Source organism: Desulfitobacterium hafniense DCB-2 (assembly GCF_000021925.1).
GTDB lineage: Bacteria > Bacillota > Desulfitobacteriia > Desulfitobacteriales > Desulfitobacteriaceae > Desulfitobacterium > Desulfitobacterium hafniense.
This window is the reverse complement of sequence record NC_011830.1, coordinates 4,502,227-4,516,687: the sequence shown is the minus strand read 5'-3', so window position 1 is coordinate 4,516,687 and position 14,461 is coordinate 4,502,227. Positions and strand designations below refer to the sequence as shown.

The window sequence follows — 14,461 nt, the reverse complement described above, 5'->3', positions numbered from 1 at the left end:
ACTGATGAAAAAGATTGTCTTAGGAACCGCCGGGCATATTGACCACGGCAAAACATCCTTAGTGAGAAAACTGACCGGTATTGATACAGATCGCCTTGAGGAAGAGAAGCGGCGGGGGATGACCATTGAACTGGGTTTTGCCTCCCTGACTCTGCCCTCGGGTCAGATTGTATCCATCATTGATGTGCCCGGACATGAGAAATTCGTGAAGACTATGGTGGCCGGTGTCACCGGTATCGATCTTGTGATGTTGGTCATTGCCGCTGATGAAGGTATTATGCCGCAAACCAGAGAGCATCTGGATATTTTAAACCTGCTCAATGTTACAACCGGTGTCATCGCCCTGACCAAAACGGATCTTGTGGACGACGAGTGGCTGGAAATGATCATTGAAGATATCCGGAATGCACTGCAAGGGACAACTTTGGCGGAGAGCCCCATTGTCCATGTATCTTCCGTGACCGGGGAAGGGATTCCCCAACTGAGGGAAACCTTGGATCAGCTTGCCCAAAAGGTCCAAGTCAAGGAAAGTCAAGAATTATTCCGGCTGCCCATCGACAGAGTCTTTTCTATGTCAGGGCATGGGACGGTAGTCACCGGCACGATAACCAGCGGAGTGGTTCACAAAGGCGATACCCTGGCCATCTATCCTTCCGGACTTAATGCACGGGTCAAGGGAATTCAGGTCCATAATATGAGTGTCGACGAAGGGACTGCCGGCGATCGGTGCGCCTTGAATCTCACCGGAATCGAAAAATCTGAAATCCAGCGGGGCGACACCATTGCTCGTGAAGGAACCCTGATTCCAATCCGGATTGCGGATGTGCTGATTTATATCGTCAAAGGGAAAGGGAATTTGGTACACAATCAAAGAGTACATGTGCACACCGGAACGAAAGAGGTTCTGGCCCGGGTCAGGCTTCTGGGTACTGATGAGATCCCTGAGGGGGAGAAAGGTCACGCACAGCTGCGTTTTGAAGAACCCATCGTCATTCTGCGCAAAGACCGATTTATTATCCGCAGCTACTCCCCTGCTGTGACCATCGGCGGGGGCTGGGTTTTGTATCATACCACGAAAAACAGACAGCGGTTTTCCCCGGAAAGTATGAATGCTATGAGCATCGGTGAGCATGGCACCAGGGAAGAGCTAGTCACCTTAATCTTAAATTCCTCGGAAAAACCCCTTAGTTCGGGTGACCTTTGGCAGGCTTTGAATACGGAGCGGGCTGAATTACAGGAAACCCTGGATAAGGAAGTCGCTTCAGGAAAGTTAATTATCTTGAAGGAAACTCGTAAATACTTAAGCATCAACCAATATGAAAAATATTTTAATAAAATACAATCCGCCTTCCGGAAAATGTATCAGAAATATCCCTACCGCTACCAGATGGATAAGGAAGAACTGAAAAGCGGGGCTTTTTCCGGGATGGAGCCGAAAGATTTTGCAGCATTGCTGAATTATTTCCTTGCTAATCAGCGTTTGCTTGCGGATGGAAACTACCTGTCGGAACCTGACGGTAAAGCCTTAGCCAGAATTCTGGCAGCCAAGGAAACAGCCCTGATTGAAAAGGTGTTTTTAACTTATGATCTCAACACAGGAAGTATTCAGCAGGCCGCCAAAGATACAGCTATGAAAACAGGGGACGTTGAGGAAGTAGTGAAATTCCTGCTCAAATCAGGCAACCTGGTGGATCTGGGGCAGGGAATTCTCGTCCATAAAGAAGCTTTACAAAAAGTCTGCCAAATCGTCCGCTCGTTAATGGACGCCCAAGGAACCATCAGCGTGGCGGAAATCAGGGATGCCCTGAATATTGGCAGAAAGACCGTCGTCGCTTATTTGGAATACCTCGATAAACTGAAAATCACCCTAAGAAAAGAAGACGTTCGCATACCGGGAGCCCACTACTAGGGTGAATCAAGGGGACAGGTCCTGTTTTTCAATCCATGGATCAAGATGACAAATGGCAGTTCTTGGATTTTTGATAAAGGAAAAGGGCTGCTGCGGTTAAGGCAGTCTGGGATATGACAAAAGACGGCTTCCGTGGAAGTCGTCTTTTGTTACACCTGCGACGTTTGCTATGTATGATATGACGATTAATTTGAAAAATGGGACCTGTCCCTTTGATTCACCTGCGATGATTATTTAAAAACGGAGTTTGCGACAAGAGCCTTGTATTGCTCTTCGGTCAGATCACTATGATAGAAAAGCTTATAGTAGCGTGCTGTCTCTTGATAGAGATCGTACTGAGCTTGCTCCGGATAGAGCAGCTGGGTAAGCCAAATCATGCCAATATAGCGGTTGACTGAAGGTGGGTTGCCCATCCAGTTATAGGGACCCAGGGGAACTTCATAATATTTGCCGTTTTTGATGGCTTTTATTTCCTGCCAGGATTTTTCTCCGGAGACAGTGCTGTAGATGCTATCCGGAGCAAAGACAATCACATCGGGATCCCATAAAACGATTTGCTCCATATCCACAGGGTTGCCGTTGCCTTTGCTGGAGACATCACTGACAACGGCTGCGTTATTGCTGATCTGATCGAGAATTTCAGCGTGGTAAGAACCTTTCGCCAGGACATTCAGGCCGTTTTCACCAAGGCAATAAAGCAGATTAGCCTTGCCGTCTTCGCCGACCTTGGCCATAATATCTTCGGTTTTCTTAAATACTTCTTCACAATACTGGGCAAGGACTTCAGCCTCTGCCTCTTTATTAAGCAGCTTGCCTAAAGTCCGGTAGGCTTCGGGCATCGTCTCGGTGGTTGCTCCGATATGGACTGTGGGGATGCCCACTTGATTCATAATGCCATCCATATCTTCAGCAATGCTGGGCTTGGTGTCACCAATGTCGATAATGATCTGAGGATCGGCTTTAGCGATTTCCTCCAGATTAAGGTCGCCTTTGCCATAGAACTGCCCCAGTACCGGAAGGTTAGCATATTTCGGGTCCAGATATTCCTGGGCAGAAGGGTCCCATTTGCCGGCTAAGCCCACAAACTGATCGGCGGCTAAAGGAAAGAGTACGATTTGAGCCATGGTGCCCGAGGCTGCAATCCGGGTGATGTTGGCGGGAACTTCTACAATGCGTCCGGCTGAATCCGTAAAGTTGACCAATTTGTCCTGGCCGGGATCTCCCTGAGTGGAAGTTTCCGGAGCGGATTCCTTGCCGCCGGGGGCGGCTGCGCTGGGACTGCAGGCAGTGGTAAAGGTTACCAGGAGCGAAGCAGCTAGGAGCATGGAGATAAGTTTTTTCCTCATAATGTGAATAATGCCTCCTTTTTCTTTATAATATAGTTTTTTAAGATAGTTAAGAGCAGCTTTCACGGAGAGAATCCGCTTTAAGAATGCTCTTGGGAACGCAGACTCTTACCTGATCCTTATAGAGACTTTGAATCTCAACATCCACTCCGTAAAGGGTTTTAATCAGGTTTTCCGAATAGATCTGATGAGGCTGTCCATAAGCGAGAACTTTGCCATCCTTCATCGCCAAGACTTTATCGGAAAAGAGAAAGGTCTGATCGGGGTTGTGAGTGGATTGAACAACCGTGTATCCGTCCTTGGCCAGAGCTTTGATCTGGTTTTGAACCCGGATCTGATTGCCAAAATCCAAGTTGGCGGTAGGTTCGTCAAGAATAAGTATTTTAGCTTCCTGAACCAAGGCCCGGGCGATGAGTACGAGCTGCCTCTCTCCGCCGCTGATCTGAGTATAGCCTCTGTTTTTAAGATGGGTGATTCCCAGCCTTTCCATAGCTGCTTCAGCAAGGCGAAGCTGCTTATGGCCCGGTTTGGAGAGAGTGGATACCTGTATGGCGGTCCCCATCAGCACCATGTCAAATACGCTGTAATTAAATGAGGGATAATGGGACTGGGGGATATAAGCGACACAACTGGCCATGTCCTTGATCCCCATATGTTTTACATCCAGGTTATTCAGAGAGATTCGTCCCTTGTACCCATGAAGCAAACCGAGTATACAACGAAATAAAGTGCTTTTCCCTACTCCGTTGGGGCCTAAAATCGATAACAGCTCATAATCCTCTGCTGAGAAACTAATATCCTTGAGAATAAGCCGTTGATCATAGCCAAAGCTGAGGTTGGATACTTCGATACTCAATAGGTCTCCCCCCTTCGGGTAATCAGATAGATAAAGAAGGGAGCTCCGACTAAGGCAGTAAGAATTCCCAGAGGAATCTCTGTGGTAAGCAGATTGCGGGAAAAGTTGTCGACGATAAGGAGAAAGACTGCCCCCGTAAGCATCGTAGCCGGCATCAGTGCAGTGTAGTTGCTTCCCACAAGCCTGCGGGCCAGATGAGGAATGACCAAACCGACCCAGCCGATCACGCCGCTTACCGAGACGCTGGCCGCCGTAACAAAGGTGGCACAGATGATGACCAGCAGGCGGATTTGTTTGGCATTGACCCCCATAGTTTTGGCTTCATCATCACCAAGGGTGAGTATGTTGAGCCGCCAGCGCAGGAGCAGCAAGGGGATCAAGCCGACGGCCATAGGCAGAACTGCGAAAGCAATATCGCTTAGTTTCGACCCGGATAAACTGCCCATCAGCCAATACGTGATCACCGGCAGTTGATCATTAGGGTCGGCGACCAACTTAATAAACGAGGTACCGGCTGAAAAAAGTGAACTCACCATGATTCCGGCTAAGATCAAACCAAGCAGATTGTTGCCCTTGGCTTTTTTACTGATAAAATAAATAATAGCTACAGTAAGGAGGCTGAAGGTAAAAGCACTCAGAATGATTAAGCTATTGCCGCCGTGATGAAGTATGGCCAGGGCAGCACCAAAGGCAGCTCCTGATGAGGCTCCCAGAATATCCGGAGAGGCCATGGGATTCTGAAAAACGCCCTGATAGGCAGCTCCCGCAGCCGATAGACAGCAGCCGACCAAACAAGCCAAAAGAATCCGGGGTAAACGAATGTTGATCAGCACGATTTCCAAACGGTCGGCCCAAAATTGCTCGACGGGAAAAATTTTAGATAAGAGAATTCCGAACAATTCCTTGGGCGGAATGGGATAACGGCCAAGCTGAAAAGAGATAATGATGGTGATCAGTAAAAGGATGCCAAGACCTACGACCATAGAGATGCCTTGGTTTTTACGCTTCATTTTGTTACCGCCTTTAAAAATAAACTGGAGACATTTTTCACTGGGGACATTTTTCACGAGGAATGGGTTAAGTGGAGTAATTTGTTGGAATTTAATATTTACTAAGATTATACAAGTATAAAAAAGTTAAGTCAACGAATATGAGTAAACTAAAATAGATATGAATTAATTAAAATAAACTGGAAATAGAGCCTGATTGGTTGTAAGATAAAAATAAAGTGAAATATATATTGTTATGTATATTTGTATTGGTTTAAATTTAGGGTTGGTGCAAAGGCCAGTTCTTGGCAGAGATATTTCCTAATATAGTGGGTGATGTGGCGCCCGGGCTTGGAGGAGGTTGTCCATGAAACTTATTACTGTGGCGGGGCCCCCGTCATCAGGCAAGACTTCGGTCATCTTAAGGCTGGTTGAGTCTATGCCGGAAAAGAAGAAGATCGGTGTCGTAAAATTTGACTGTTTGACTTCTTTTGATAATTTGAGCTATGAAGAGGCAGGGATCCCTGTGCAGACCGGTTTTTCAGGGAAGATCTGCCCGGATCATTTCTTTGTCAGTAATATTGAAGATGCGGTACAGTGGGGGATTCAATCAGGTTTTGAACTGCTGATCACGGAAAGTGCAGGGTTATGCAACCGTTGTTCCCCTTATATCAAAGGTATCCTATCCATTTGTGTCATCGATAATCTATCCGGTATCAATACCCCCCGAAAAATTGGGCCGATGCTGAAATTTGCCGATATCGTCGTGGTTACCAAAGGGGATATTGTCTCCCAGGCCGAGCGGGAAGTTTTTGCCTTTAATATCACTCAGGTCAATCCCGCCGCCCGGATCGTCTTTGTCAATGGCATTACCGGACAAGGGGCTTTTATTCTTGCCAAGCATTTGCAGCAGGCCAGGGACATTGAAACCACCCGGGATATGAAACTGCGCTTTACCACACCGGCGGCCGTCTGTTCCTACTGCACAGGTGAGACGAGGATTGGAGAGCCTTATCAGATGGGAATGATGAAGAAGATGGAGTTTGGCAATGATGAAAAGCAATGATTTTTTACACCTGGTCCATAACCAAAGCCTAAAGGATCTGCTTAAGGAGTATCCGATTGGAGCTGATTTCCTGACCAATTTGCGCTTGGGCGATATCAAGGCCGAACTGACCCTGCCGGAGGCATTGCAGGAAGCGGATGGGGAAATTCTCGCCGAGTTTGGCATGGACCCCTTCGGAGTAGTACAGGGTTTTTGTCAGTTTCTTGAAACCTTTTCCCTGCAGAAAGGTTCCCGTACGGTGATTTCTTTTCTGACCATCCACGGGGGATACAATAAGCTGAAAGAACCTGAGGACATCAACTTTACCATTTATCCCGGCGAGATTATCAGTATTGTCGGCCCAACCGGCTCAGGAAAGAGCCGGCTGCTCAATGATATCGAGTGTCTGGCTCAAGGAGATACGCCCACCGGCCGAGTGATCCGGATCAATGGCGAGGAACTGGATGATCTCCAGCGTTTTGAGATGGAAGGAAAACTGGTGGCTCAGCTGTCCCAGAACATGAACTTCGTCATGGATTTGACGGTTCGTGAGTTCTTGGAAATGCATGCCAAGAGCAGGCTGATTCCTCATGCGCAGGATGTAATTGGCCGATGTTTTCAATGTGCCAATGATCTGGCGGGAGAAAAATTTTCCGAGGAGACGAAAGTAACCCAACTCAGCGGCGGACAATCCCGGGCCTTGATGATCGCCGACACAGCGTTTATCAGCGAGTCTCCTATCGTTTTGATTGACGAAATAGAGAACGCGGGGATAGATCGGAGGCAAGCCATCACCCTCTTGGCCCATCGGGAAAAGATCATCTTGATTTCCACCCATGATCCCCTCCTGGGCTTAAGCGCCGATAAACGGATTGTGATTAAGGACGGTGGAATCGCCAAAGTCATCCATACAACAGAGGAAGAAAGAGCCAGCCTCAAAACCATCGAAAAACTGGATAATGTCCTGGGGGAATTGAGAAACCGTCTGCGCTTGGGAGAGATGATTGACCAGCTGCCGGATTGGGCGGCCATTGAGTAAGGATTAAACAATGAGGAAAAGAGGTGCGGAAGATGTGGGAGATCTATGACGCCATGATCAACGGGATTCCTGAAGATTTTTTGGTGGATGAGCTGGTCTGCGGAACGACCCATTCCGTGATTCGCAGCGGGAACGGAGTGGGACTGGGCCCCAATCGTCCCTTTGAAACAAGAATGCCGATGCTCACCCAAAATTTGCTGGGCCTGCCCCTGCGGGTGGCAGCAGGCTGTGTCAAGTCCTGGAATTATGTAGAGGCTTCTATCGGATTGGCGGCGATCAACGCTTATTACAATAATCCTCAAGTAGCCAGAGAACATGGTGTAATTTTCTCCGATGCCAAAAGGGTCGAGGACCGCATGAACGACCCCTTTATCATGTCTCAGAATGAAGTGAAAGGCAAAAAGGTTGGGGTGGTGGGTCATTTCCCCCATTTGGAAAGCCTTCTGGAGCCGATCTGCGATCTTTCTATTCTGGAGTGGAGTCCGGAGGAAGGGGACTATCCCCTGCCGGCCAGTGAATTTATCCTGCCGGAGTGTGACTATGTCTATATCACTTGCGCTTCGGTAGTGGATAAGACGCTGCCCAGGCTTCTGGAATTGTCAAGGAACGCCCGGCGGATCACGTTGGTTGGCCCGGGGACCCCGCTGGCTCCTGTACTTTTTGAGCATGGGCTTCAAGAGCTTTCGGGCTTTATGGTTAAAGATAATGCCCGGGCTTTTCGAATCGTAGCCGGGGCCGAGAAAGTGAAGATATATTCCGCGGGACAGAAGGTGACCATAAAAAAATAAGCAAGGGGGAGCAGGATGAATTTCGAATGGAATGAAAATACGGTGAGATGGTATCAGGACGCAGAAAGGTACACCGGGTTTTTCAAGAATATTGCTGAGTTGGTAGGGCCTAAAGTGGCGGAGCACTCTTCTTTATGTGATATTGGCTGCGGCATAGGACTGGTGGATTTAGAGCTGAGCAAAACCATTGACAGTATTACCTGCATAGATAGGCATCCTTATGCCATTGAGATACTTAAACAAAGAATTCAGGCCGAAAATATCAGGAACATCACTCCTTTGCTGATGGATTGCAACGCCATCGAGGCGGGGTGGGATGTTATCTTAATCAGCTTCTTCGGCAGCCGCGAGTTGGAACAATTTTTGCCCCGCTGTAAAAAACTCATCGCTGTGGTGGGCAGAAAGAGCCAGACAGAGCTCTATCCGGAAAAGTATCGGAAATTCCAGAAAAACACCTCTGAAGAGGTAGAGGGAAATTTAAACAGCAAGGGAATAGCTTATTCCCTAACCGAAACGGCTTTTGAATTTGGCCAGCCCTTTCGGTCGGAGGAAGATGCCCGGGATTTTATCAGGACCCAATCCCATGATATCAACCCCGGAGATTTGGCAGGTTTTCTGGCGGAACGCCTTGTGGCAACAGGTAAAGAGGACTTTCCCCTCTATCTGCCGCGCCAAAAGGCTGTAGGAATATTTGAAATCGAAGGGAGGCTGTAAATGCACATCTTTTTGACCGGGGAGATCCAAGTGGGCAAAAGTACCATCGTCGATAAAGCACTGGCTCTTTGCCAGGTAACCTACGCAGGATTCAGAACCTACTTTGGCCCGGACAGAGGTTCTCCCAACCGGCGGCTTTATCTGGCTGCAGCCTCGGGAGAGAAGGTCTATCAGGAAGAAAACAGTGTGGTTCATTTTTCTGAAAATAGTCCCCCCCAAGTCTTTACAGAGCGGTTTGATGGGTATGGGGCAGAACTCGTTCGCTGTGCCGGAAACCAGGCTCAACTTATCGTGATGGATGAATGCGGCAGCCTGGAACGGGAGGCTCTTGTCTTTCAGCAGGAGATCTTAGCAGCCATAGAAGGTCCGGTTCCGATTCTTGGCGTGATCAAGCAGGCCAGCAGCGGCTGGACGGATCGGATAAGATGTCATCCCAAGGTAAAGCTGGTTTCCGTGTGCCGGGAAAACCGGGATGCGCTCCCTCACATCATCGCCTTGTATTTGCAGCAGTGTTTATAATGATTAAAACCAATCTGATCAAAACCTATTGAAACATAACTAAACCCAATATATAATAAGAATAGTGATTGAGAAAAATTTCATAATGATCTCCGAGCCGGAGCAACCTAAAGAGTCATCCATGGTTGGTCGGCCAGGGCTGTACGCCCTCGGGGTATATCCAGAAATGGCTATGCCTTCACGTTTGAGAAGGAGGTGGATTCCCAATATGTTGGGTTTACTAGAGGTTCCACTTTCGTTAAAGTGGAACCTTTTAACGTTTAAAGATCGGTTGGACTGGAGCCCGCCAACATGGAGAAAGAAGGTTGGTCAACAATGGGATTGAATTGTATGAAAATGATGGGGATACCGACTTTTGCGGAAAGACCCGATGCCGAATATTTGTTTTTTCCCGGATGTAATCCCTTTGCTGACAGGTCAAAAGGGGAATGGAATATGGTCTGTATGCAGTTGCTTAGGGATAGAAAAATTGATTTTGCCGTTCTGGGTAAAGATCAGTGGTGTTGTGGGGATAAAGCCTGCCAATTGGGCTATGGAGAGCTTTCGGGTTTAATAAGCCAAAGAAATATCACTGCTTGGCAGGAGTTGAAAATAAAGAAGATCGTAACAAGTTGTCCCCGCTGTTTTTATAACTTCCAGCATAAATATCGCCGGTATGGCGGAAACTTCGAAGTTATCCTGCTTTCTAGGCCTTGTGATGAGAAACTGAGTATCCAGACTTTACAGGAAGGGGTTTGGTAAAATGAAGTTAGCGATCATAGGCGGATATAATTTTGAGCGGCACAGCAAATCCATGGGCAAGCTGAAAAATATCGAACTGCGCTTCCACGACGGCGTGCCCAAAAAAAACAACAAAAAGGTATTGGAAAACCTCATCAAGGACACAGATTGTGTGATTATCGTGCAAATGGTCTGTTCCCATTCCAGCATGTGGGATGCCAAAGATGTGGCCAGAAAATATAATAAGAAGATCTATTATTCCCAGGCAAAGGGGCTTGCCTCAGTGCTGACTATGATTGAAAAAGAGCATGGGATTAGGACAGCTTAGTTTGACAAAAGAACCAAATCATACTATAATTATTTCCAAATTGAATCCTATGGTGTAATGATAAGAGGAAGATTCGGGTATCCCTTAAGAGAGTTTGGCAGGGTGGAAACCAGACGGGTAAGCGGATCAGGGCACTTGGAGCACGTTTTAAAGAAGGAGGATTTCCTTGAGAGCTGCCTTTTCAGGAGTTTGGGAACCAGGCGGCTTATATGGAGATCAAGCAGGGTGGAACCGCGGGAAGGATACTCTCGTCCCTGTAGCGAAAGCTACGGGACGGGAGTTTTTTGCATTACAGGAAGCACAAAGACAACCAGGCAGTCGCCTTTGCCAGCCAAGTTTTCTTTAATGTCCCGGTAGCTCAAGAGATTAGGTAGTAAAAAATAGGGAGGTTAACCATGAAATTTCAGGACATGATCCTTTCCCTGAATCAATTTTGGGGAGAACAAGGGTGCATCATTGCTCAGCCTTATGATATGGAAAAAGGCGCCGGAACCTTTAATCCCAACACCTTCTTGCGTGCCCTGGGGCCTGAACCGTGGAAAGTGGCTTATATTGAGCCTTCCCGCCGTCCTACGGATGGACGCTATGGAGAAAACCCCAACCGTTTACAGCATTATTTTCAATACCAGGTTATTATTAAGCCTTCGCCGGATAATATTCAGGAGCTCTATCTGCAAAGCCTGGAACGTTTGGGAGTTAACCCCAAAGAACATGATATTCGCTTTGTGGAAGACAACTGGGAGTCGCCGACCCTGGGGGCCTGGGGGTTAGGTTGGGAAGTTTGGCTGGATGGCATGGAGGTCACTCAGTTCACCTACTTCCAACAATGCGGGGGGATTGACTGCAAACCGGTCTGTGCCGAGATCACCTACGGTCTCGAGCGTTTGGCCATGTATATTCAAAATAAAGAGAGTGTCTATGATATTGAGTATGTAGGAGATATCACTTACGGCGATATCTACCTCCAAAACGAGATCGATTATTCTCATTACAATTTTGAAGCCGCCGATGTGGAAGCCCTGCAAACCTGGTTTGAAATGTATGAGAAGGAAGCCATTCGGATCGTGGAGAAAGGATTGGTCCTTCCTGCTTATGATTATGTCCTGAAATGCTCCCATACCTTCAACCTTCTCGATGCCCGGGGAGCCATCAGTGTGACTGAGCGGACGGGCTATATCGCCCGGGTCCGCAATTTGGCCCGTCTTTGCGCTCAGGCCTATGTGGAGCAGCGTGAAAGATTAGGCTACCCCCTACTCAAAGAACAGTCCGGAAAGGAGGCCGAATAAGATGGCTAAGGATTTTCTCTTAGAGATCGGCACAGAAGAGATCCCGGCGAAATTTGCCCCGGGAGTGCTGAACCAACTTCGGGAACAAGCCCAGAAATACTGCCAGGAGCTGCGTCTGGATTATCAAGACCTGAAAGTTTACACTACACCCCGGCGTTTTGCCGTGCTTATTCAAGGCCTGGCCGAAAAACAAACGGATTTTACAGCAGAGGTCAAAGGGCCTGCCGTCAAAGCGGCCTATGATGCGGAGGGAAACCCTACTAAGGCTGCTCAAGGCTTTGCCCGGGGGCAAGGGGTGGAGCCCAAGGATCTTTTCGTTCAGGAATTAAACGGTGTGTCCTATGTCTATGCCCGGAAATTTGAGCTGGGCCAGCCTACCTTGCAATTATTGCCCAAGCTTTGCACCGATTTGATCACCGGACTGCATTTTCCCAAGCCCATGCGCTGGGCCGACCTGGAGTTCCGCTTTGCCCGCCCCATTCGCTGGATCGTTGCCTTATTTGGCAGTGAGGTCATCCCCTTTGAGTTTGTGGGGCTGGCATCGGGAAAAGCCTCCCGGGGGCATCGTACCTTAGGCGGACCTGTAACTTTGGATAGCCCGGCGGACTATGAAAAACAAATGCTCCAGGCCTTTGTCATGGTGGACCCGGAGCAGCGCCGGCAATCCGTCTGGGAGCAAATCCATGCCCTCGCCGCTAAAGTGGGGGGAGATGTGGAGAAGGATGACGATCTTCTGGATGAAGTAACCCATATCATCGAATACCCTACCGCTCTGCTCGGTGAAGTGGCTCCGAATTATATGCATCTGCCGGAACCGGTGATCACCACTCCCATGAAAGAGCATCAGCGTTATTTCCCTGTACGGGATAAGGAAGGCAAGCTGCTTCCCTATTTCATTACCGTACGCAATGGGGATGATTATGCCCTGGCGAAGGTCAAGGCCGGGAATGAGAAAGTTCTCAAAGCCCGTTTGGAAGATGCGGCCTTCTATTATCGTGAAGACCAAAAAACACCTCTTGCTGAGCTGGTCGAAAAGCTGGATAAAGTCACCTACCATGAGAAATTAGGCAGTGTCCGCCAGCGGGTGGAGCGGATTCGGACCCTGGCCCGGGGGATAGCAGCTCGATTGGGGATGGAGAGCGAAAAGCAGGACTTGGTTGAGCGGACGGCACTGCTGGCCAAAGCGGATCTGGTGACGTTGATGGTCTATGATTTCCCGGAGCTTCAAGGGATTATGGGAGCGGATTATGCCCGCATGGTTGGTGAAAAGCCCGAAGTGTGCACAGGGATTCTCGAACATTATCAACCTCGTTTCGCCGGGGATGAATTGCCGCAATCCTACACCGGGCAAATCGTCAGTGTTGCCGATAAGCTGGATGCTATTGTGGGTGCCTTTGGCATCGGGATTCAGCCTACCGGGTCTCAGGATCCCTATGCCTTAAGACGCCAGGCTCAAGGGGTCGTAGGGATCATTCTGGAAGCAGGCTGGGATATCTCTTTGGAACAGCTGATTGCTGCTTCTTATGTGAACTTTGCCGAGCAAGGAATCAGTCTGCTTCCTTTAGCCGATCTGCAAAGTGCTCTCCAGGATTTCTTCCAGCAGCGGCTGCGCTTTGTGCTTCAGGAGCAAGGGGCGCGTTACGATACCCTTGATGCGGTCCTCGCCCAGGGCAGCAATCAGATCACGCGGGCAGCCAGGAAGGCCCAAGTTCTGGCGGCCAAGCGGGAAACAACGGAGTTTGTTCCCTACTCCCAAGCTTATATTCGCTGCTTGAATCTCAGTAAAAAGGCTCAAACTCAGCCTTTGGACCCTAAGAATCTTATCGATCCTACAGAAATTGCCTTGGCTGCAGCTCTTGTCCAGAGACAGGAAGCTTTTGCCGCCCTGATTGAAAAGGGTGACTACGCAGAAGCCTATGCTTTGGCTTCTGAACTCATCCCCATGATTGAAGCATTATTTAATGCGGTCATGATCATGGTGGAAGATGAGATCCTCAAGCAAGCCCGTCTGGCTCTCCTTGGTGAATGCGTCGCCATCCTCGGCTGCCTGGGAGATCTCAGCCTCTTAGCATAATTGGATAAGCCACTGCGGCGCTTTTGCATAATTTCAGCAGAAGCGCCGTTATTTTTTTTTTGAATTGGATACTATAAGTTGAAGGAAATAGAAAAATTGTGTGGAATATTTATCTGTATTACGCAGATTAGTATGTCACATTTGGCACGTATAAGGAATATATGTATACACGAGTGAGAGATGAATGAGGTGAAAAGGGTTGGAGTTTACGGAACGTCAAGCAAGAATTGTAGAAATCGTAAAGAATTCAAGCCCAATTACTGGGGAACAAATCGCTGCAAAGCTTGATTTGACACGAGCGACCCTGCGTCCTGACCTGACGATTTTAACCATGGCAGGGGTCCTCGAAGCCCGACCGAGGGTAGGATACTTTTATAAGGAGAAGAAGAAAACATCACCTTATATGGATCGACTTCGCCAGCTCAGGGTGGGTGATTTTAAATCCCTTCCCATATCTATCCGGGAAAACATCAGTATTTATGATGCCATAGTCACTATGTTTACCCAAAATGTCGGAAGTCTGACAGTGGTTGGGGAAGGCCAAACCTTAAGGGGAATGGTGTCCCGGAAAGATTTGCTTAAATCTACCCTGGGTAAAACCGATCTTCAGCAGGTTCCCGTGAGTATCATTATGACCCGGATGCCTAATATTATTATGACGACAGCGGACGAACCGGTTCTCGAAGCAGCAAGGAAATTAACCCTGCATCAAATTGACACCTTGCCTGTTGTAGAAGCCTTTATTGATGAAAAAGGTGAGGAGCGCTATGAAGTCATAGGACGTTTCACCAAGACGAACGTTACGAAACTCTTTGTTCAGATCGGGTCATTAGGTGCCCAATCATGAC

At 48.3% G+C, this 14,461-nt stretch carries 14 protein-coding genes and 1 riboswitch; of the genes, 11 read left to right on the top strand and 3 right to left on the bottom strand.

All coding sequences use genetic code 11. The annotated features are described in order from the left end of the window. Positions 1-4 precede the first annotated feature (4 nt). Entirely contained in the window at positions 5-1,909 is a 1,905-nt protein-coding gene (gene selB, locus DHAF_RS21300; protein ID WP_015945138.1) for a selenocysteine-specific translation elongation factor, read from the top strand. A gap of 230 nt (positions 1,910-2,139) precedes the next feature. On the opposite strand, the gene DHAF_RS21295 is transcribed toward selB, so the two are convergent. Genes DHAF_RS21295 through DHAF_RS21285 form a run of 3 tightly spaced genes read right to left on the bottom strand, consistent with a single transcriptional unit; the run spans position 2,140 to position 5,121 of the window. Further along, the gene (locus DHAF_RS21295; protein WP_015945137.1) at positions 2,140-3,321 is read right to left on the bottom strand and encodes an ABC transporter substrate-binding protein; all 1,182 of its coding nucleotides are present in this window, start codon (positions 3,319-3,321) and stop codon (positions 2,140-2,142) included. After that, positions 3,305-4,111, bottom strand: coding sequence for an ABC transporter ATP-binding protein (locus tag DHAF_RS21290; RefSeq protein ID WP_005816411.1), 807 nt, complete (start codon positions 4,109-4,111; stop codon positions 3,305-3,307). The genes DHAF_RS21295 and DHAF_RS21290 overlap by 17 nt, the downstream gene beginning before the upstream one ends. Then, on the bottom strand, positions 4,108-5,121 hold the full coding sequence (locus tag DHAF_RS21285) for a FecCD family ABC transporter permease (protein ID WP_011460845.1): 1,014 nt from the start codon (positions 5,119-5,121) through the stop codon (positions 4,108-4,110). Before DHAF_RS21285 ends, DHAF_RS21290 begins: the two co-directional genes overlap by 4 nt. A gap of 346 nt (positions 5,122-5,467) precedes the next feature. Between DHAF_RS21285 and DHAF_RS21280 the strand changes: the two genes are divergently transcribed. The 10 genes from DHAF_RS21280 (at position 5,468) to ccpN (ending at position 14,460) form a co-directional block, all read left to right on the top strand. Beyond that, a complete protein-coding gene (locus tag DHAF_RS21280; protein ID WP_005816408.1) occupies positions 5,468-6,166 on the top strand; it encodes a GTP-binding protein in 699 nt (232 codons plus the stop codon). Further along, on the top strand, positions 6,153-7,184 hold the full coding sequence (locus DHAF_RS21275) for an ATP-binding cassette domain-containing protein (protein ID WP_015945136.1): 1,032 nt from the start codon (positions 6,153-6,155) through the stop codon (positions 7,182-7,184). Before DHAF_RS21280 ends, DHAF_RS21275 begins: the two co-directional genes overlap by 14 nt. Before the next feature lie 32 nt (positions 7,185-7,216). Then, the gene (locus tag DHAF_RS21270) at positions 7,217-7,972 is read left to right on the top strand and encodes a DUF364 domain-containing protein (RefSeq protein ID WP_015945135.1); all 756 of its coding nucleotides are present in this window, start codon (positions 7,217-7,219) and stop codon (positions 7,970-7,972) included. A gap of 15 nt (positions 7,973-7,987) precedes the next feature. Next, the gene (locus DHAF_RS21265) at positions 7,988-8,686 is read left to right on the top strand and encodes a class I SAM-dependent methyltransferase (protein WP_015945134.1); all 699 of its coding nucleotides are present in this window, start codon (positions 7,988-7,990) and stop codon (positions 8,684-8,686) included. Further along, positions 8,687-9,205 carry a nucleoside-triphosphatase gene (locus tag DHAF_RS21260; RefSeq protein WP_005816401.1) on the top strand — a complete coding sequence of 173 codons (519 nt, stop codon included), beginning with the start codon at positions 8,687-8,689 and terminating at the stop codon, positions 9,203-9,205. Positions 9,206-9,283: 78 nt separating this feature from the next. Next, a riboswitch (molybdenum cofactor riboswitch) is annotated at positions 9,284-9,416 on the top strand. Between the two features lie 80 nt (positions 9,417-9,496). Further along, positions 9,497-9,946 (top strand): heterodisulfide reductase-related iron-sulfur binding cluster, encoded by a 450-nt coding sequence (locus DHAF_RS21255; protein ID WP_011460841.1) that lies wholly within the window; start codon positions 9,497-9,499, stop codon positions 9,944-9,946. A gap of 1 nt (position 9,947) precedes the next feature. Next, entirely contained in the window at positions 9,948-10,253 is a 306-nt protein-coding gene (locus DHAF_RS21250; RefSeq protein WP_011460840.1) for a DUF2325 domain-containing protein, read from the top strand. Between the two features lie 395 nt (positions 10,254-10,648). Further along, complete coding sequence (gene glyQ / locus DHAF_RS21240) at positions 10,649-11,539, top strand: glycine--tRNA ligase subunit alpha (RefSeq protein ID WP_005816395.1); 891 nt, start codon at positions 10,649-10,651, stop codon at positions 11,537-11,539. 1 nt (position 11,540) lies between these two features. After that, positions 11,541-13,613 carry a glycine--tRNA ligase subunit beta gene (gene glyS, locus DHAF_RS21235; RefSeq protein ID WP_005816394.1) on the top strand — a complete coding sequence of 691 codons (2,073 nt, stop codon included), beginning with the start codon at positions 11,541-11,543 and terminating at the stop codon, positions 13,611-13,613. 199 nt (positions 13,614-13,812) lie between these two features. Then, complete coding sequence (ccpN, locus tag DHAF_RS21230; protein ID WP_005816391.1) at positions 13,813-14,460, top strand: transcriptional regulator CcpN; 648 nt, start codon at positions 13,813-13,815, stop codon at positions 14,458-14,460. The last annotated feature ends 1 nt before the right edge of the window (position 14,461 follow it).